Origin of the sequence: Weissella muntiaci, from assembly GCF_008107635.1 — a bacterium.
Taxonomy (GTDB): domain Bacteria; phylum Bacillota; class Bacilli; order Lactobacillales; family Lactobacillaceae; genus Weissella; species Weissella muntiaci.
The window spans coordinates 93,939-110,039 of the sequence record NZ_SDGZ01000014.1; the positions used below are offsets into that span (position 1 = coordinate 93,939).

General features: G+C 37.1%; 27 protein-coding genes and 2 tRNA genes. All 29 read right to left on the bottom strand.

Annotated elements, in window-relative coordinates:
- Positions 1–2: 2 nt before the first annotated feature.
- The 29 genes from ESZ50_RS05570 to ESZ50_RS05695 all read right to left on the bottom strand — a co-directional run bounded on the left by ESZ50_RS05570 (position 3) and on the right by ESZ50_RS05695 (position 16,092).
- The gene (locus ESZ50_RS05570) at positions 3–425 is read right to left on the bottom strand and encodes a fibronectin type III domain-containing protein (protein WP_148622605.1); all 423 of its coding nucleotides are present in this window, start codon (positions 423–425) and stop codon (positions 3–5) included.
- Positions 426–488: 63 nt separating this feature from the next.
- Entirely contained in the window at positions 489–1,376 is an 888-nt protein-coding gene (locus ESZ50_RS05575) for a hypothetical protein (RefSeq protein WP_148622606.1), read from the bottom strand.
- Positions 1,377–1,379: 3 nt separating this feature from the next.
- Positions 1,380–1,913: a DUF4355 domain-containing protein gene (locus ESZ50_RS05580; RefSeq protein ID WP_148622607.1), complete on the bottom strand. Its 534-nt coding sequence runs from the start codon at positions 1,911–1,913 to the stop codon at positions 1,380–1,382.
- 85 nt (positions 1,914–1,998) lie between these two features.
- Positions 1,999–2,955: a minor capsid protein gene (locus ESZ50_RS05585; protein ID WP_148622608.1), complete on the bottom strand. Its 957-nt coding sequence runs from the start codon at positions 2,953–2,955 to the stop codon at positions 1,999–2,001.
- A 3-nt stretch (positions 2,956–2,958) separates the two neighbouring features.
- The gene (locus ESZ50_RS05590) at positions 2,959–4,479 is read right to left on the bottom strand and encodes a phage portal protein (RefSeq protein WP_425473113.1); all 1,521 of its coding nucleotides are present in this window, start codon (positions 4,477–4,479) and stop codon (positions 2,959–2,961) included.
- A gap of 81 nt (positions 4,480–4,560) precedes the next feature.
- The gene (locus tag ESZ50_RS05595) at positions 4,561–5,841 is read right to left on the bottom strand and encodes a PBSX family phage terminase large subunit (RefSeq protein WP_148622609.1); all 1,281 of its coding nucleotides are present in this window, start codon (positions 5,839–5,841) and stop codon (positions 4,561–4,563) included.
- Positions 5,834–6,316: a terminase small subunit gene (locus tag ESZ50_RS05600; protein ID WP_148622610.1), complete on the bottom strand. Its 483-nt coding sequence runs from the start codon at positions 6,314–6,316 to the stop codon at positions 5,834–5,836. Before ESZ50_RS05600 ends, ESZ50_RS05595 begins: the two co-directional genes overlap by 8 nt.
- A gap of 47 nt (positions 6,317–6,363) precedes the next feature.
- Entirely contained in the window at positions 6,364–6,705 is a 342-nt protein-coding gene (locus ESZ50_RS05605) for a hypothetical protein (RefSeq protein WP_148622611.1), read from the bottom strand.
- Positions 6,706–6,960: 255 nt separating this feature from the next.
- Positions 6,961–7,716 (bottom strand): CPBP family intramembrane glutamic endopeptidase, encoded by a 756-nt coding sequence (locus tag ESZ50_RS05610; protein ID WP_148622612.1) that lies wholly within the window; start codon positions 7,714–7,716, stop codon positions 6,961–6,963.
- A gap of 144 nt (positions 7,717–7,860) precedes the next feature.
- On the bottom strand, positions 7,861–8,064 hold the full coding sequence (locus ESZ50_RS05615) for a DUF378 domain-containing protein (protein ID WP_148622613.1): 204 nt from the start codon (positions 8,062–8,064) through the stop codon (positions 7,861–7,863).
- A gap of 218 nt (positions 8,065–8,282) precedes the next feature.
- Positions 8,283–8,355: transfer RNA gene (locus ESZ50_RS05620), tRNA-Lys, on the bottom strand.
- A 416-nt stretch (positions 8,356–8,771) separates the two neighbouring features.
- A tRNA-OTHER gene (locus tag ESZ50_RS05625) sits at positions 8,772–8,838 on the bottom strand.
- Positions 8,839–9,006: 168 nt separating this feature from the next.
- Entirely contained in the window at positions 9,007–9,789 is a 783-nt protein-coding gene (locus tag ESZ50_RS05630; RefSeq protein ID WP_148622614.1) for a CPBP family intramembrane glutamic endopeptidase, read from the bottom strand.
- Positions 9,790–9,917: 128 nt separating this feature from the next.
- Complete coding sequence (locus ESZ50_RS05635; RefSeq protein ID WP_148622615.1) at positions 9,918–10,283, bottom strand: iron-sulfur cluster biosynthesis family protein; 366 nt, start codon at positions 10,281–10,283, stop codon at positions 9,918–9,920.
- 107 nt (positions 10,284–10,390) lie between these two features.
- Positions 10,391–10,798, bottom strand: a complete 408-nt coding sequence (locus ESZ50_RS05640; RefSeq protein WP_148622616.1) for a DUF722 domain-containing protein — start codon at positions 10,796–10,798, stop codon at positions 10,391–10,393.
- Between the two features lie 278 nt (positions 10,799–11,076).
- The gene (locus ESZ50_RS11680) at positions 11,077–11,247 is read right to left on the bottom strand and encodes a hypothetical protein (protein WP_187387563.1); all 171 of its coding nucleotides are present in this window, start codon (positions 11,245–11,247) and stop codon (positions 11,077–11,079) included.
- Positions 11,247–11,552: a hypothetical protein gene (locus tag ESZ50_RS05645; protein WP_148622617.1), complete on the bottom strand. Its 306-nt coding sequence runs from the start codon at positions 11,550–11,552 to the stop codon at positions 11,247–11,249. The genes ESZ50_RS11680 and ESZ50_RS05645 overlap by 1 nt, the downstream gene beginning before the upstream one ends.
- Complete coding sequence (locus ESZ50_RS05650; RefSeq protein ID WP_148622618.1) at positions 11,552–11,800, bottom strand: YopX family protein; 249 nt, start codon at positions 11,798–11,800, stop codon at positions 11,552–11,554. Before ESZ50_RS05650 ends, ESZ50_RS05645 begins: the two co-directional genes overlap by 1 nt.
- A gap of 133 nt (positions 11,801–11,933) precedes the next feature.
- Positions 11,934–12,227: a hypothetical protein gene (locus ESZ50_RS05655; protein ID WP_148622619.1), complete on the bottom strand. Its 294-nt coding sequence runs from the start codon at positions 12,225–12,227 to the stop codon at positions 11,934–11,936.
- Between the two features lie 123 nt (positions 12,228–12,350).
- Complete coding sequence (locus tag ESZ50_RS05660) at positions 12,351–12,584, bottom strand: hypothetical protein (protein WP_222860792.1); 234 nt, start codon at positions 12,582–12,584, stop codon at positions 12,351–12,353.
- A complete protein-coding gene (locus ESZ50_RS05665; protein WP_148622621.1) occupies positions 12,577–12,801 on the bottom strand; it encodes a hypothetical protein in 225 nt (74 codons plus the stop codon). Before ESZ50_RS05665 ends, ESZ50_RS05660 begins: the two co-directional genes overlap by 8 nt.
- Positions 12,801–12,962, bottom strand: coding sequence for a hypothetical protein (locus ESZ50_RS11685; protein WP_187387564.1), 162 nt, complete (start codon positions 12,960–12,962; stop codon positions 12,801–12,803). Before ESZ50_RS11685 ends, ESZ50_RS05665 begins: the two co-directional genes overlap by 1 nt.
- Positions 12,962–13,237, bottom strand: coding sequence for a hypothetical protein (locus ESZ50_RS05670; RefSeq protein WP_148622622.1), 276 nt, complete (start codon positions 13,235–13,237; stop codon positions 12,962–12,964). The genes ESZ50_RS11685 and ESZ50_RS05670 overlap by 1 nt, the downstream gene beginning before the upstream one ends.
- Positions 13,237–13,521: a hypothetical protein gene (locus ESZ50_RS05675; RefSeq protein WP_148622623.1), complete on the bottom strand. Its 285-nt coding sequence runs from the start codon at positions 13,519–13,521 to the stop codon at positions 13,237–13,239. The genes ESZ50_RS05670 and ESZ50_RS05675 overlap by 1 nt, the downstream gene beginning before the upstream one ends.
- A gap of 58 nt (positions 13,522–13,579) precedes the next feature.
- Positions 13,580–13,870 (bottom strand): hypothetical protein, encoded by a 291-nt coding sequence (locus ESZ50_RS05680; protein ID WP_148622624.1) that lies wholly within the window; start codon positions 13,868–13,870, stop codon positions 13,580–13,582.
- Positions 13,871–14,317: 447 nt separating this feature from the next.
- Positions 14,318–14,725, bottom strand: coding sequence for a RusA family crossover junction endodeoxyribonuclease (locus ESZ50_RS05685; protein ID WP_246111519.1), 408 nt, complete (start codon positions 14,723–14,725; stop codon positions 14,318–14,320).
- Positions 14,722–14,880 (bottom strand): hypothetical protein, encoded by a 159-nt coding sequence (locus ESZ50_RS11690; RefSeq protein WP_222860793.1) that lies wholly within the window; start codon positions 14,878–14,880, stop codon positions 14,722–14,724. The genes ESZ50_RS05685 and ESZ50_RS11690 overlap by 4 nt, the downstream gene beginning before the upstream one ends.
- A gap of 116 nt (positions 14,881–14,996) precedes the next feature.
- Positions 14,997–15,260, bottom strand: coding sequence for a hypothetical protein (locus ESZ50_RS05690; protein WP_148622625.1), 264 nt, complete (start codon positions 15,258–15,260; stop codon positions 14,997–14,999).
- Positions 15,261–15,267: 7 nt separating this feature from the next.
- Entirely contained in the window at positions 15,268–16,092 is an 825-nt protein-coding gene (locus tag ESZ50_RS05695) for a DNA replication protein (RefSeq protein ID WP_148622626.1), read from the bottom strand.
- Positions 16,093–16,101 lie beyond the last annotated feature (9 nt).

The window sequence follows — 16,101 nt, forward strand, 5'->3', positions numbered from 1 at the left end:
CCTTATGCGGTAGGTGTTGCCTTAACTTCATCAGACTTAGCACTCTCTCCTGCACTATTGACAGCAGTGGCAGAGAATGTGTATTCAGTACCATTAGTTAGGCTGTCAATTGTTCCCGTCTTTGCTGTAACATCACGAGCTGTTCCATCAACATAAATCTTGTATCCTGTAATTGCTGATCCATTATTAGTACCATCCGTGATAGTGTAACTAACAGCTCCATCAGCAGCAGTGACTGCTAAGCTAGGTTTCGTTGGCACAACATCACTGGTAGTAAATTCAGGAACAGCCGTCTTTTCTGTTTTACCAGCATAAGCGACTGAATAATCTGAATATTTTGTATTAGGCGTCAGAGACGTAATCTTAATAGGTGAATCGATAGCTCCTTGAACTAAGGTTTCACCTTTATACAAATCAAATTGCATTATACTTCCTCCATTTCAATTGTGGCTGTGGTCCCTGTAGTTGTAACTGCCTTAATTTGAGGACTAGTTACTACTCGCCGTCCCCTTAATAGAAACGGATACACCATCCTTTTGTTGCTCAAGTACAAATAAATCATGGTACAAGCGGTTTTGATACAAGTAACCGTCGCCTTCTGTATGTGTTCCAGGTGCAAACAAGAAGATCGCATTTTCCTTAACGATAGGGATAACAGATTGCTTAGCAACCAAGATAAAGTTAATATCATTAGCGTCTGCGGTTGGAACATAACCATCATCAAAGTCATAAGCCGTCTTGAAACGTGAATCGTCCCAAACTTCAACTAATTGAACTCCATCCAGAGAAGTGATTCGTGATTCTAGTGCTGTTTGTCCAACATTTTGATTAGTAATTGACCGAGTGAATTCCTTTGAACGCTCAAGCATATCCATTACTTCACTTGATACGAAACCAACAATATTTTGAGCTCCATACTTACGGACTGGTAAGATTGCAGCCTTCAATCGTGAATAGACGTCATCAACTGTCAATGTCTCTGTAACTGATTTACCTGCTTTTACCGCAAGCTTACTGAAACGGTAGGCATCGATTTCAGGTTGCACATGTTCTTCAATAAATACCTTTGAGATATTTCCAACAGCCAAATCTTGATTTGTTTCATCCACATCTTGAGTATCAACATAGAATTCAATATCTCGATCTTGGCCCATAGTGTAAACCTCCTTCGCATTCGTTGCTGATCCTGCATTAAATCCCTTGTTGCGTGAATGAGGCTTCAATCCTGATGTCGATAGAGTTGTCATAGTGAAAGACTTTCCGCCATTAACCAAGTCGACATTCGGTACTCCCAAGATTGAAGTCACCAAGCCTTGATTAATCTTCTGATCAAATAGTCCATTGTCTTTTGTAATGTAGTTAATTGTATCTGCCATGTTTTATTTCTCCTCTGTTAGTCCAAGTGCCGAAGCCAAGTCACCCTTTTCTCCAGCTGCCGATCCTTTGCGAATACTATCGCCCTTCATTTTTTCAGTAACAGTTGCTTCAACCGCTTTATCAAAAGCCGACTTCAAAGCTGCAATATTACCTTTTGTGACGTCAACATCATCTGACAGCACCATATCCACAAAATCGGTTGATAGCCCCTGCTCTTCCAATTGAGCAGAAGCTTCAATTCGATACTCACGCATGTTTAATTCTTGCTCACGCTTAGCGAGTTCGTCATTACGCTGTTGAGCTTCAGCGTCTTCCCGCTCTTTTTGAGTTAGCTTCGCCAATTGTTCAGCCTTTGTCTGCGCTGCCTTAACTTGCTCAGCCGTTTGAGTTTCCCATTCTGCTTTGGCCTTATTAAGGTCTGCCTCGGCGTTTGATTGCCATTCTGCGTGAGCGTCTGCAATCTTCTGATCCAACTCTTCTTGCGTCAATGTGACTTTCTCATCTTGACCTGATCCAGGTTCTTGTTCGGTTGCCATAACATCCTCCAATTGATTGTTATTTCGCTTCTTTAACGTCTAGCGAGAAAGACATAATAAAAACGTCTAACTAAATAGCCAGACGTTATTTCTTTTTATTCCATTTGGGTAAATCATCAACTGTGTCATCATCTAAATATTTGTTGTATTTTGTTAATTCACTATCTGCTGGAACAATACGACTACGACAATTAGGATGCATAGCTGGTGCATTCGTTCCAGGTTGGAAGTTACTTAACTTATACTCATTACCGTTCAATTCCTTGCAAATACTTGATGTGCGATTATCAATTGTTGCTTCGAATTCGTAACGCTCAACACCCATATCTCTATATCGTTTGGCAATGCTCGAATTAGCTACGTACGTTGATTCTGTGCGTACCAATCGTTCAGTAGCATATTTACCTGACTTCAATGTATTCCTTAGTTTGCGAGCCGTTACGCGTGGATTTGTACCATTGACGGCTGCTCTCGTTAATTCATCAACCAACGCATTAACCATTGCGTCCGCAATTCGCCATAATCTGGTTGAGTAATTCGCACCACTCCACTGCATACTAAGAATTGTCTTAATTTCATCAGCGTTAATACTTCCAATCGCTTGACCAGCTAATAGAGCATCATAAACATATTTACTTTCTTGTTTCAAATACTCGGTAAAGTCGCCGTATTGATTATTAGTAGCTTGAATCATTTCAAATTGAATTTCGAGTTTCAATAATTCTAATCGATTCATTTGCGATGAGACATACTGTGCATTTAATCGTTTCAATGCTTCTGAATCCTTTTCAAGCGTCTTACGATATTCATTGGCACGTTCCACGTAGTCATTTAATTCAGTCGTTCTAACGCGTTGAATAGCATCATCATAGCTAATGTGATTATCTTTTGCATACTTGTCATAGAAATCAAAAAGTTTCTTGTTGATTTCGTTCAAAGCCCCTTGATAATAATTCAATAACTTAGGAACTAATTCTGCTTCTTGTGCATCAAGCACAGCGAATATATCATCAACTCGCTTAGTCCAATAACTATTAGCCATAGATTACTCCTCATCATCAGAAGGTTGTTCTGGAGTTTCTTGATCAATACCGCTATTAGCATATGTAGCATCGGCCACTGCCATCATGTTAGCTTCCTTTTGTTCTTGTAGACGTTTCATTTCATCATCAGCATCTACTCCGGTAAAGGAAGATAGCAAGGTGAATAATGTTTCATCACTGATGACGCCGAACAGTTGCTTCAATTGGCTAATTCGTTCTTCATCATTCTGTGGAATATTTGGTGTGAACTTGATTGTTGTTTGGTTGAGCTTGTCATATAGGCTATCAATCTTAGTCGCTGTTGAGACGCTGTTCTTAATACCCCAACTATTGCCGAGCAATCGTAACCGCCGCATAAATCCCTTAATCAGCAAGCGTTGCTTAGTCTTTGCTAGGTTATCATTACCCATTAACTTATACTTCATCGCTTCACCGGATTGAGTACCAGCAAAGTTTTCATCATTAGTATCAGGAGTAAATGTAAACCTAAGGATATCAGCAACTAATCGCTTCTTATATGCCTCAGCACCAGCAGAATCATACTCTTTCTTCAAATAGAACGCGTTTGGATTGGGTCCATTAGGATCATTATTGTTATCTAAGATCAGCATTCTAGCTTTGAGCATTTGTTCTAGCACGTCGCCCTCTGAATTATCAGTAGGTATTGGATCACCATTAGTATCAAGAATAATGTTGCCATCACTATCTGTCTGATATTCACTTTTGTTTGTTCCCGTTATAGGGTTACCGATGATAGTTAGATATGCATCATTCATATCTTGTTGGAAATTGGCCAACTCTGATTGAGATAGATCATAGGCATCAATAATATCAAGCACAGCCTCATAATCACCCATGCGTTCTTCATTATTAGAATACTCATTGATTGGAACGGCACCCAAGAACAAAGGTTCTTCACGAATGAATGACATACTTGTGATTGATTCATCACCCTCAAAATAAAAAACGTTATCGGGAGTGTATATTTCAACGAACCCTTTAACGTTAGTTTGACTATATGCTACTTGGTAGAATCGGACTCCAAATAACGAATTACTTTCAATCGTCCCGTCATAAACAACAAATGTCTGTTCAGGTTGCAATTTTGCTAGATGCTCTTTACCATCAGGCCCAATGTACACAAGCTCATAGGCTCTACCATAAATACTTAAATCAGTTTCAATCAAGCCATTATGATAGTCCTCATTATTTTGTGAACCAAATGTTTCAATCTTCTCAATAAGTGCGTCATCTTCATTTTGATATTGCACTGGGTTACCAAGAATAAATCCTTGCATAAAAGTAGCTACATACTTGCCCCAATCGCTAGATATTCGATTATCTGCCCTATGCTTGTCTCGATCGCTCTTTCGATATTTAATATTATTATCGCCCTTATAATAACGTTTTAGTTCATTAAGTCGTCCCAATTGTCGACTTCTAAAAGCGCTGATGTAATCTTGCACATAACTCATCAATAACGTTGGATTATCTCCAATATTTCCAAACGTATCTGGAGACATCATAAACACATCATTAGCATTTGGACTGTAGCGACTTCCAGATAAGAAGGCTACGTTATTAATTGTATTATTCAATTGCTATCACCTCCCTAATCCTAGCTTCTTAAAGGCTTCCATCTTATCCTTGCTACTACGTTGTGATACCATAATCGGCTCTAGTGCATACCTCAATGAATCAATAAAGTGATTATCCTTATCAATTGGTTTTGGTAACCAGTCGCCGTTGGTATCTTTCCCAAAAGCATAAGAATTAAACTCGTCAATTGCATGTGTCAAATTTGATCGAATATGGATTTTAAAGTCTTGCATAAAACTAATTCCATATAAGACTTCATATTTCCTTGCTCTCTTGATCTTATTGATACCCTTCTCTCTGAGTTCATCAATCAATCTGTCGCCCCCTGAAGCCCATTCAGCCGAAATAACACTATTTTGATAACGATGCTCAACAAGCCAGTTGAATATTTGTTGCGTCTTCATGCCTACCTGATACATTTCAGTGAATACATAAATATCTTTTGTCTTCATATTTACTGCTGCTTCGCTAAATGCGGTTGGATCGTGTGAATAACCAAAATCAAGACCACGAACAACATAGGTCGCTTCTTTGAGTATCTTATCTAGTTCAAAGTCTTCAATAACAAAGTTATCAAAGACAAGCCCCTCAGCAATACCCCAATCACCAAATACGGCAACACGAGCACGCCTTGGGTTACGTTCAACCATTTCCATTAAGCTATCAACATACTCATCATCAAGAAATGGATTATCTTTATACGTAGTCGTGAGAGATAAAGTATTGCTCGCTGGGTCATCAAAGAACCGGCCTTTTAACCAATGCCGCTCACTCCAAGGATTGAACGTAATCACAATCTGATAGAATCCATTTGGATCATCAATTATTCCACGCATTGATTCATCAATAGTCTGGAACGATTCTTCCAATTCTAATTGATAGGCTTCTTCTACCCATAATCTCGAAAGGTTACCGACCTCAACTGATATTGATGTGATTGATAAAGGTTTATCAGCACCACGAAACAATATCTTTTGGCCCGTAGGTTTATAAGTAATTTCAGGCAATGAACTGTTAAACTTGAAGAGATTTCCAACGCCCATTTTAGTTGCAACCTTCTGCAATAAGGTAAATGTTGATTGTCTGTTCGTATTAGCAAAGCGTCTTACGACTAACCAATTGACATAAGGTAATGTGACGATATCGAAGATTACTTTGCGAGCCACCGCTTCACTTTTACCACTACCACGAGAGCCTTTATAGACAATGTACTTTCGTTTGTCAGTAAATAGAGGTGCATAGGCTCCACTAACCATTTCAGGAAGATTCCAATTTATCTCAGCCATCTTCTTCCTCCTTAAATTGGGTAATATTCAGAGTGATATTTTCAACTTCACCGTCAAATACTTTAGCCTTCGCTTCTGCCATATCGGCATCAGCTTCTAACTTTCTAATTTGCGCATTCAGCATTCGATCACTAGCAGGATAACGCTTCAATATTTCCTTAGCAGCCGCCATTCGTGTTTTTGCATCGGGTGGCTTATCAACCGTATATTCCCCCGCCACAACCGTTTCAATTAATTCGCCCCTAGCAATACTAGTTAGCAACTCAACAGCCTCTGTGGCGCTCATAACACGGTCAGATTTAATCTTGTTCATAGCGGCTTCGATGTAATTTTTAATGGCAGGTTTTAGCAGGTTTTCTTGACCAATCACCCTTGCCGTTTTTTCACTATAGCCAGCTTCGATTGCTGCTTGAGTAGCATTTCCTAGCTCAATATAAGCGTCAGCAAATCGTTGCTGTTTCTCCGTCATTTTCATAACTACATCTCACCACCTCCCTATTCAAAAATAGATATTAACGTCCGTTAGTTACTATCTGGATTTTCGATTTTCATATCATCATTTTGTCGCAAATAATGATTTCCCGTCGCATCGGTTAGCTCATCAATAGTTGAATCACCTTCACAATCAGATCCTGCTGCTGTGACATGCAAATCCTTTGGCAAGTCTGTCCGATCAACAGGGTGATAATCCTTAACTTTCACTAATGATTCAATATTCTCTTTGATGAATCCATCAATTGAAGTACTTAGTCCAAGATGATAATTGCCATCACCGCGCCCTGCATCTATCCCTAGTCTGAACGCCTTCATTACCAACTCCAACATCTCAGTATCAACGTCAACTTTTAAAGTCATCTTTTCCATAACTACCACCTCCCTATACAAAAATAGCCACTAACAAATGCCAGTGACTTAGTAACTATTCATCTTCTTAGGCTTCCATTGATCGTTACTAAGTTCATCTTCTAGCCGTCTTAATATCCGCAACTCATCGCTACCAGATACTAAGCCATAATCTTTATCTCTTTTCATAACTACACAACTCCCACCACCTTTCATTGCAAAATAAAAACGCCTGAATTTAATCAGACGTACAATTTTAATATTTTAATTTTCTACCTAAACTAAGAACGCTATAGATGTAATGATGAAATCAGTCATGAAATGAATTGCGTAGGCAACCCACATATTTTTGGTTCTTATATAGGCGCCTGTAATAAAGAAACGAGATAAACCAACTACAAAAATCATTTGTGTTAGATTCCAACTATATGTTTCAAAATGCGCCAATCCAAACAAAACTGCTGAAATCAATAATGCCACGTATATAATAACATTCCTTGACCACTTGAAATACTTGCTCAATATAACTGCGAAAGCAAAAAATAAGGGTATAGCGTAGAGTTCTTCTGTTGCCAAACTGAAAACGTCTTCTATAACGCTTATAAGATACATATGTAAATTCATTCCGTTACTAATACCCTTATTTTCTACAGTTCTTGCAAATAAAGATACAAATTGGCTGGAAAGAATACCATATGCCGCGTTCATCAGAAAAAATGCTACAAAAGCTTTCCATTCTTTAAATGGATTTCCTTGAAAATACTGTCTAAGATTTTTATTTGAAAAATAATAAAATGAATACAACATAATTGCTAATGGAATCAATGTGCTGATAATCAAGATAAATACCAAAGAGAGCTCAGATTTTCCAAAAATATCAGTTAATGGTTGCGGATGCGCAGAAATATAAATATAGCTTATAAACACAACAATAGCCACTGTTATCATTGAAATAGCAGATCTAATTGACATATCTCCATAATCGATGAACGGCAAACCACGATCATCATTTTTCTTTTCAAAAACAGTCATAACTAATCACACTCCTTTAACTAATTTTAAGTAAGTATATCACGTATTTAAGTTACACTAAAGGTTATGAAAAAACGCCTGATGTTAATCAGACGTTCATATATGTGTATCACTATCTTTTGAAATAATACCTACAATTAAAAATTAAGCAATGTCCTTAATAAACTTGATTGCATATAATGCGCTCAGCCCAACAAGAACGTAAACAATTCTAGCTAACATTTCGCCAACCGAACCAAATGCCATAAAGATGAATTGTACCAAATCAAATTTAAATAGCCCAACAAGAAGCCAGTTTAATCCACCAATTATCAATACTACCAATGCAGTTATATCTAAAGCTTTCATAATTTAGTCTCCTTTTATACCTACCCATACTAGTGACACACATTAAGCATACCTTAAACCAATTACTTTGACACTTAATGAGGCTTAACAAAAAAGGCACCTAATATTAAATTAGATGCCTTAATGGATAATCCTTGTTGCTAACCCCATGAATGTAAATAGCTATGTGGGTAAATATTATTCATTAATATAATTATGAAAATTAGGATTAGCAACAATGTCTCCACTCGAGCTCGAACCGAGGACCAGCGGATTAAAAGTCCGATGCTCTACCAACTGAGCTATAGAGACGTGGATGCTGCCGCAAAAAGAAAACTTATCAGGAGTGGTGATAAATTGAATGATATTTGGCAGCAATATTCCTTATTGGATTTGAACCAATTTCATGTAATAAATGCGGTAATAATACATCGCTTTACCATAAGCTAAAGGAATAGAAGGTTGCTAATCAAAGAACTTAATATTGGGGTATTTCGAACTTTCAATTACGATTAGCAACTCAGGTATGATATGGCATTATCTACAAATTAGCAACTACCGGTCGTTCGGTATATCCACAAAATTATGTATACCATTAATCCATAATTTGTCTTTCATTGAGAAAATTGGCATGTAGGATAAGAAATTGAATTAATGGTATTGCCACCATGAGGGGAACCTAGTTATTAGTGTACTGTGGGAACAAAATAAATAGATCATAGCGGCAACGTTCCTTGTTGGACTCGAACCAACATCCGCTTTATTTTATGGCTCTACCTATTGAGCTAAAGGAACCTTCCATCGTTTCTACGATTGTAAAACGTTTAGTTGCTACATATTTGCATACTTAATGAAACGATGGATGCCGAGATAATGACATGAAAGCGTTTGCAACTCGACTAAATCAGTATACATTTATAGACATAAAAAGGCAACAATCAAATGATTGCTACCTTTTTTGAACTAATGCTTATTTGCTAACGCTGTTAGTAATGTTAAGCCAAATCCAATATTATCATACAAAAAATGTGCAGCAAACGTCGCTCTGATGCTCTTAGTTCGTAAATACAGAATGTCAAGAATAATACGTAGTCCACTTATTGTCACAAACATTTCAAGTAAATGACCACTATACGCATCATAATGTAGAGCACCAAACAAGGTAGCGGAAATTATTACACCTATAAATAGACTAAAATTTCTTGATAAACCAATATACTTCTGTGAAATTATCGCTGCGCCAAGTAAAACGAATATCCCCATTAATTCTTCATTAAATAATTCAATAATGGAAAAAATTAGTGTTGTAGTAAACCCAGCTATTGTAGTTACATCTGAATTTGCCTTATCAGCTACAATGCTATAACCAACGGACTTGAGTACAGATATTGATATGCTTGAATAGACAAACATGATAAGTATCGTGTAAATTACACTTTTCCAGTGACCTTTGATTGTTTTAGATAATACAGTAGCTATTTTTTCACCAATAGTTAAATAAATGCCGCCAACTATTAATAGAAATGGAATGATAGCGGTTGTAAACTCTCCTATCCACCATAAAATAACTTTATTATCTATGCTTTTTTTTATTTGTGCATCGTACAATGAACTGAATGAAAGAACTGCCCAGAATACAACCACCGGAATAACAATCAGCATTACCGCTTTTAAAAATGAAATTTGCTGATTATCATCATATAATGGAAGTTGATTTTTCCCCTGCATCAATGGAATTTGCGACATATTTTCTTCTCCTAATGTGGATCTAATTAACGTTTTTAATTTTACAATAAATAACATCATCAGACAAAAAAATTAGAATTTGATGCATAAAAAAATAAAAGAGCCGATATTTCTATCAGCCCTACTTTTTAATCCGTCATTGATGTCCCATCACGAATGATTACAGTATCATCAATAACTCCTTGTTCACTAGAAATGATTAAACTACCAAATTTTCCCGGTTCGACAATCATATTCTCGGCAAGATAATCTATTTCATGTCCTTTTACGGGTATCTTTCCAATATTAGAATCAATCTCGACATCAAACCATGGTAAAAGTGGTTGATCATCTCGAACAACAACAATGACTAATGAATTTTGCATTGCTCCTTCAGCCGTTACTGAATAAGGAGATACTCCATCTTCGTACATTAAAATTACTCTGCGGTTATTACTCTTTTTCAAAATCGGATTAATCTTATCAAGCGCTTCATTCGTAAAATTAATAAACATAGCAATATACCTCCGAAGTATTATGAAGTAATTATATCGCCATTTTTAATTATTGGATACTACAAATTTAACCCATTTTTTAGTCCTGAAACTAAGCATAAACTTAATCAATAATTAACCCTTTTCAAGTCTGCAAAAGCATTCACGGAATCTTTAAACTCATTCTTCCACTTATGAAGTGTCACTTCGCTAACGTGTAACTCATTAGCAATGTACGTCCATGATTCACGTTCACCATAATGCAATCGCAACATATCAATCCGTTCTTCATCCAAGCCTTCAAGCCAAGTGTTAATTACAAACTTCTTATGATCCAGTGCAATTATTACAGGGTCAAGTTCATGAGCGATCATCATTGATTCAACGGCATTCGATTGTTTATTCTGTGCTCGACCTCCACCAATATTCTCATCGATATCATGGCGAGCAGCTAACATCTTCTTACGCAGTTCAATCTGCTTATCTAAATCACCCCTAAAGTACCCTCGCAACAGTTTATCTACTTTGTCAGCCACAACCTACGCCCTCCATGATAAAATAAAGTTAATGTATTTAGACAACGCAGCTTTCTATTTCAACTTAACAACATGGGACTGGTAGTGACATGAAATATGTTATTTTAGGATTTGAATTAATATTAATATTGGTTGTCGACCTTTTAACTCCGATGGAACTCGATTTAAAGGTTCTCTCAACATTATTAATAATCTCTCTTACCCAAATTGTAAAAAGCTATTTTGTTGCTTAATAATTCATCTATGCATGGCGCTGACTTCGGTTGGCGCTTTTTTGTTTACACATTTTCCAAAGCACTTTTAAATATACCTATTCCGACTACAAGAACAACTAACCCTATTAGTAACATTGGATGATTTTCAACTGCCCAATTTAGTGATACAAACAATCCAAATAATAAAGCTAATATGATGACGGTTATAATGAAAGCTTCTAAGTACCTATCCATTACTCTGCCTCCAACATTCGATCCATCAGTGTTTTTGGCTCAATCCATACTTCTAAACAATCCAGTTCACTATTAATTGATATGGACGAAATTTCGGCTTCTAAATATTCCTTGTTTAGAACATTCAGTAGCGGACTATTTTCTCCATAATCATATTGACCGATTTCAAACCAATCCTTTAATGGATTTGACGACTGATCATTAAACACCCGAATTATTTTCGAATCAAATCTATCTTTACTATTACTAGCTTCTTCGAAAAAATCTCTGAAGTTGAAAGTTTCAATAAGCTGCATCAAATTCATTACTCAGCCTCCAATAAATCAAGGTTCTCGTGGATATTGCCAATAACAGTTACACGGCTAATTACTTCATTAAGCCTAATGTTGCCAATGACCCATTCACCGAATGGCGAATACTCTACAACGCCTTTTTCAAGCTCCCCATAAATCGAAGCTGAAACAATATCACCTTCATAAATCTCAACATAATCCTTATCTTTGAGACCTGTGTATTGCTCCAAAGTCACATGTTCTGAATCAAGCGGGTACATCTCTTCTTTACCAAAAATATTTATGAATACAACGCCATCCTAATTTACGTCAAACTCATCTATGAATCCTGTGTCATGATAATTTACAAACCACGCTCTGAACTTAATCTCTCGTTGTGCCATTACTTAACTCCTAACCTACAAACAAGTGGATAACGAAACCCATCACTAATGTAATGATCATTGATGCCAAAACTTTAATCTGATGTTCATTTACGTTGGTAACTTCATAATCAGCATCTTTAGGCTTTGAGATCATGTAGTTAAAGAACAAAGCAAATCCAAATGCCAAGAAGTAACTAACTGAAATCAATCCAAACTTTGTTATAAACCAATTCCACATAAGCATGATTATTAGTGGGTCGCCAAAGGTAATTAAAGCTCCTAAAATGAAAGTCTTTAGATTTGATTCTGTTTTAAATTCCATTACTTAACTCCTAACCCTGATTTCAGTTCTTCAATTAACTCGTATGGTGTAAACACTTGCTTGTCGAAATTAACTATTCTTGCATTTTTGCAAACTAAATCAATCAGCATATCTCGTTTCTGTTTAGTCGTGGTCATCTTCTACCCCTATTGGTACTAATTCAACAACTCTGAATACTTTACCCATTTCCCAAAAATTTTCATTCAACCTATCAATGGTTTCTTTGGCTTTATGCAATCTATCCTCTTTAAAAAAGTCTTTTGGCAAAAATTCCAAATCTGGGTCTAAACCATCTCCAAAGTGCGACACTAGAAATTTACCTGATTTGATCTCCATGATCGTATACAACCTAGTCATCTTCTACCACCTTTTCAGTCAGCTCAACAACTGCGAACTCGCCCTCATCGTCTTCAATTTTCAGATGGTTATATAACCAATCAATAATCAATCTTGCTTCAGTCATACTAAAATGCTTTGCCAAATCCTTATGCAATTCAAAGGTGCCACCATCTAAGTTCACTTCTGAAATATAAAGGCCCGTACTCAAGTCTTTAACTGCCCACATTTTTGCCATTACTCAACCTCCTCAATATCACGTCTCATCATCCAAATTGTCATATTTCCAAAATCAACGAGCGCCAACTTTAGATTGATATCTTGAACAAAAAACAGTTCAACCACATTTCCAACGCTTCCACGTTTCACAAGCGCATTGTATTTCGCCTTAACCTTCATTATTCAATCACCTTAATTGTTTCGGGGTGCAAGTATGCAGATACTAAACCGGTTTCGTTACTAAGCACCGGACGTTCTTTAGTGGATAGGGCTACAAACACGTTAGGATTATCAATCAGCTGGAAAATGTGTTCTGCAAGTGGCTCTTTCATTTCAACAACCGGCGCATAAGTCTCACGTAACTGCTTTATTAGGTCATTCAAATATGATCTAGCAGCAGAGCCTTTTACCAAGTTCTCTGTATCTATTGCAGCTATAAACTCGTCAAATGTCATTAGACCATCTCCTCTTTTACAATTGAAATTGCATCTACTTCGCCGCCAAACTCATCAGGGTCAATCTCAATATTGTCTCCGTCATAAGTAATTAAGAATGCATCTTGCCCTTCGTCGTACCGTAAATCATGAGGGTTATTTGTGAACTTCTGGTTCACATCCCAATCTTCCCACCACTCTCTAGTTAGCAAGTCGCCCTTGCTAAGGTTTGTCTTGATTTCAAATTCAACATAACTCTTCAATCCGTCAATGTTAAAGTCGACTCGCATAGTTACTAATTTCATGATTACTCAACCACCTCTTAAGTCTTTTCAAAAATATCCTGCGTACTGGATATAACTATTAATCTCTACCATGAATTTCATGTATCTCATTTTCAGAATAATAAAGCGTTTCAAGACCATCATATTCGCTAATTACAAAATGACTTCCGTCTGGAATTTCAACGATTATTAATTCCGCATAGCTAATATTCGCTTTTGCTCCTAGGTTCTCAACGCATTCAACAAGTTTAGGATCAGTCCTCTCTTTGTCGCTGTTAAAAGGTAAAATTTCATTCTCAAGGCCCAGATATTTGAGTGCTAACTTACTAAGTCCAAAACCACCGAAACAATCATTAATAACTACTTTCATGATTTACTCCTATCCTTATTCCACTGCCTACTGAACCGCCAATAGCCAACTGTCACCCAACCTATTTCAATCAGCCAAATCGTTATTAGGCTTGCTACTATAAAAATCACTTTTATCGTGTACCTCCACTCTGTAATCAAATCCTTCTAGCCGGTCTATCACATGCTTTCTGAACATGTAATCTCCGTAGCTGAATGACCGCACTCGATAAGCTTCACTAAGTTTCTTGGTACGCGACCAATACAGACGGTCGTTATTCTTGGGGCTGTAATTCTGTTTAAAATATTCGCCCGTTTTGTTGTCTATAAAGACGATGTATTTATGCTTTGTCATTTACTAAAGGGCTTCACAGTCTTTTCACCCTTGGCTGTTTTATAGTTTTAGTAAATAATTAAATCGAATTTCACGTTTAAATCTAACTATCTGTTACATAAATGACTGAAACAGTTAAACTTCCACGACTTCAATTTCAATCTTGAAGGCCTTTGTGCCACTCAATCCGCCATAACTGAAATCATGATGTTCTATCACGTTGTGATTATCATCTATCCAGAGACCTGCATCCGTCATGCCGTCTTCTAATGGCTTAACAGTCGGCCATAAGTTTAAGGGGTCTAATCTGCGTTTTGTGGGACTGTATACCCTCACCAGCACATTTACTCTCTTGCTAGGAGAAAACGGCTCAGTCGGCTCGTGATTAGCTAAATACACCCATGCTTCTCTTGCACCTAGGTTGCGAAGGATCTTTTTAATCTTTGCTGCCTTATGCCAATTCATATTGTCATTTGAATTTAACAACTGTGGTTGTTCCTTTGTGTGCATTAATTCAAACGTGAAAATCATTCGTTCTGTCATTCGAAATCCTCAATCCACGCCGGATATGGTGTATTCAAAATAACTTTATTCCGATATTTTTTGGCAGCCATCAACTTGCCAAATCTTCGGATCGCTTCATACTTGCGCCCGTTTGATCTCCGATAAAAATGTACTTCATACATAATTTTGTACATCGTCTGCCCTAAGTAACAGCCAACATAACTCCTTTGTGTTTAGTTATCTGGACTGCATGAACCTAACAACTAATTCACAGTTAGCTGCTACATAGGGCAGACGATGCTACCCCTTTCTAATTTTTTGCTCGTCTGTCCCAAACTGGTTCAGGCGTGCTTTTAAAATATTGTTTCTGTGATTCATCTGGTGTTTTACCAGTCAGATAAGCGATAAACCAGAATACGTTGATCGATCTATTAACTCCGTCAGGTGTGTTCTTTAACCACGTTAGGAATTGTTGATAATCACTTCTATTTGCACCGCCAATCACAACTTCATTGGCAAACCCGATGAATAAATCAGCCGATTCATTTGTCTGAGCATTTTTAGAAATTTCCATAATTACCTCAAATCTCAAAGTCAGGAATTATGTCATCGTCTTCTGGAACGTTATTCCATTCAACAGGACGATGTTCAATCACTCGTGGTTGTTTACCATTGACTGGTCTTTCAGGCGTGTAATCATATTCATCATTCCAGCCTTCATTTCTGAACCAGGTAACACCTTGCTTGATGTACTGAGTAGGTGTGCCCTTGATTTTGATTTGCTTAAGATAGTTCTCAATACCCCGTTTAATCTCATCATCAGTTACACCTTTCTTAATAGCTCGCTTGTATATTTCAAACGATTGTTTCTTTCCAGATTTTCTTGGATACATTTTCCAAAGAATTTCAAATCTGTCGGTCAAACTTGTTTGATCTATATATTTACTATCCTTACCTAACCTATCCTTACCTAACCTAACCTGTGCGGACATTTGGTTGTCAGCTGGTTGACGCTCGGTTGTCAGTTGGTCGTCAATCGGTTGCACCCCTTGATTTAACTGGGTTCCTTGAACGTACTGCCCATCAGAATTAAGTACCAAACTTGCTTTTTCATCAGTAAACTTTGTTAATTTTTTTCGATCAGCGCGTATCGAATTATTCTCATTCCAATGTGTAATAACAAACACGCCACTCTCGAACTCAATTACAAAATTCTTAGTAATAAGCAACCGGACATCATCATCATTTGCACCATAAGCTCGAAGTAACATCTTCACGTTACCTATAAAGCCTTCATCGTCTGCTTCCATACCCAAATGAAAATACAGAAGTTGCGCTGTCTTAGACATATCAAGGAACTTATCACTTGTTGTAATACTTCTATCAAACATTCTTCGTTGCGCCATCAGTCACCT

Bases quoted from the DNA above. Each gene is read 5' to 3' on its own strand.
- ESZ50_RS05655 (WP_148622619.1), bottom strand. From the start codon at position 12,227: ATGGAATTTAAAACAGAATCAAATCTAAAGACTTTCATTTTAGGAGCT.
- ESZ50_RS05590 (WP_425473113.1), bottom strand. From the start codon at position 4,479: ATGTCTCCAGATACGTTTGGAAATATTGGAGATAATCCAACGTTATTG.
- ESZ50_RS05630 (WP_148622614.1), bottom strand. From the start codon at position 9,789: ATGTCGCAAATTCCATTGATGCAGGGGAAAAATCAACTTCCATTATAT.
- ESZ50_RS05580 (WP_148622607.1), bottom strand. From the start codon at position 1,913: ATGGCAACCGAACAAGAACCTGGATCAGGTCAAGATGAGAAAGTCACA.
- ESZ50_RS05675 (WP_148622623.1), bottom strand. From the start codon at position 13,521: ATGAAATTAGTAACTATGCGAGTCGACTTTAACATTGACGGATTGAAG.
- ESZ50_RS05690 (WP_148622625.1), bottom strand. From the start codon at position 15,260: ATGGAAATTTCTAAAAATGCTCAGACAAATGAATCGGCTGATTTATTC.
- ESZ50_RS11680 (WP_187387563.1), bottom strand. From the start codon at position 11,247: ATGGATAGGTACTTAGAAGCTTTCATTATAACCGTCATCATATTAGCT.
- ESZ50_RS05695 (WP_148622626.1), bottom strand. From the start codon at position 16,092: ATGGCGCAACGAAGAATGTTTGATAGAAGTATTACAACAAGTGATAAG.
- ESZ50_RS05585 (WP_148622608.1), bottom strand. From the start codon at position 2,955: ATGGCTAATAGTTATTGGACTAAGCGAGTTGATGATATATTCGCTGTG.
- ESZ50_RS05575 (WP_148622606.1), bottom strand. From the start codon at position 1,376: ATGGCAGATACAATTAACTACATTACAAAAGACAATGGACTATTTGAT.
- ESZ50_RS05670 (WP_148622622.1), bottom strand. From the start codon at position 13,237: ATGACATTTGACGAGTTTATAGCTGCAATAGATACAGAGAACTTGGTA.
- ESZ50_RS05635 (WP_148622615.1), bottom strand. From the start codon at position 10,283: ATGTTTATTAATTTTACGAATGAAGCGCTTGATAAGATTAATCCGATT.
- ESZ50_RS05645 (WP_148622617.1), bottom strand. From the start codon at position 11,552: ATGAATTTGATGCAGCTTATTGAAACTTTCAACTTCAGAGATTTTTTC.
- ESZ50_RS05650 (WP_148622618.1), bottom strand. From the start codon at position 11,800: ATGTACCCGCTTGATTCAGAACATGTGACTTTGGAGCAATACACAGGT.
- ESZ50_RS05570 (WP_148622605.1), bottom strand. From the start codon at position 425: ATGCAATTTGATTTGTATAAAGGTGAAACCTTAGTTCAAGGAGCTATC.
- ESZ50_RS11685 (WP_187387564.1), bottom strand. From the start codon at position 12,962: ATGAAGGTTAAGGCGAAATACAATGCGCTTGTGAAACGTGGAAGCGTT.
- ESZ50_RS05660 (WP_222860792.1), bottom strand. From the start codon at position 12,584: ATGACTAGGTTGTATACGATCATGGAGATCAAATCAGGTAAATTTCTA.
- ESZ50_RS05610 (WP_148622612.1), bottom strand. From the start codon at position 7,716: ATGACTGTTTTTGAAAAGAAAAATGATGATCGTGGTTTGCCGTTCATC.
- ESZ50_RS05605 (WP_148622611.1), bottom strand. From the start codon at position 6,705: ATGGAAAAGATGACTTTAAAAGTTGACGTTGATACTGAGATGTTGGAG.
- ESZ50_RS05665 (WP_148622621.1), bottom strand. From the start codon at position 12,801: ATGGCAAAAATGTGGGCAGTTAAAGACTTGAGTACGGGCCTTTATATT.
- ESZ50_RS05600 (WP_148622610.1), bottom strand. From the start codon at position 6,316: ATGAAAATGACGGAGAAACAGCAACGATTTGCTGACGCTTATATTGAG.
- ESZ50_RS05595 (WP_148622609.1), bottom strand. From the start codon at position 5,841: ATGGCTGAGATAAATTGGAATCTTCCTGAAATGGTTAGTGGAGCCTAT.
- ESZ50_RS11690 (WP_222860793.1), bottom strand. From the start codon at position 14,880: ATGTACAAAATTATGTATGAAGTACATTTTTATCGGAGATCAAACGGG.
- ESZ50_RS05685 (WP_246111519.1), bottom strand. From the start codon at position 14,725: ATGACAGAACGAATGATTTTCACGTTTGAATTAATGCACACAAAGGAA.
- ESZ50_RS05680 (WP_148622624.1), bottom strand. From the start codon at position 13,870: ATGAAAGTAGTTATTAATGATTGTTTCGGTGGTTTTGGACTTAGTAAG.
- ESZ50_RS05615 (WP_148622613.1), bottom strand. From the start codon at position 8,064: ATGAAAGCTTTAGATATAACTGCATTGGTAGTATTGATAATTGGTGGA.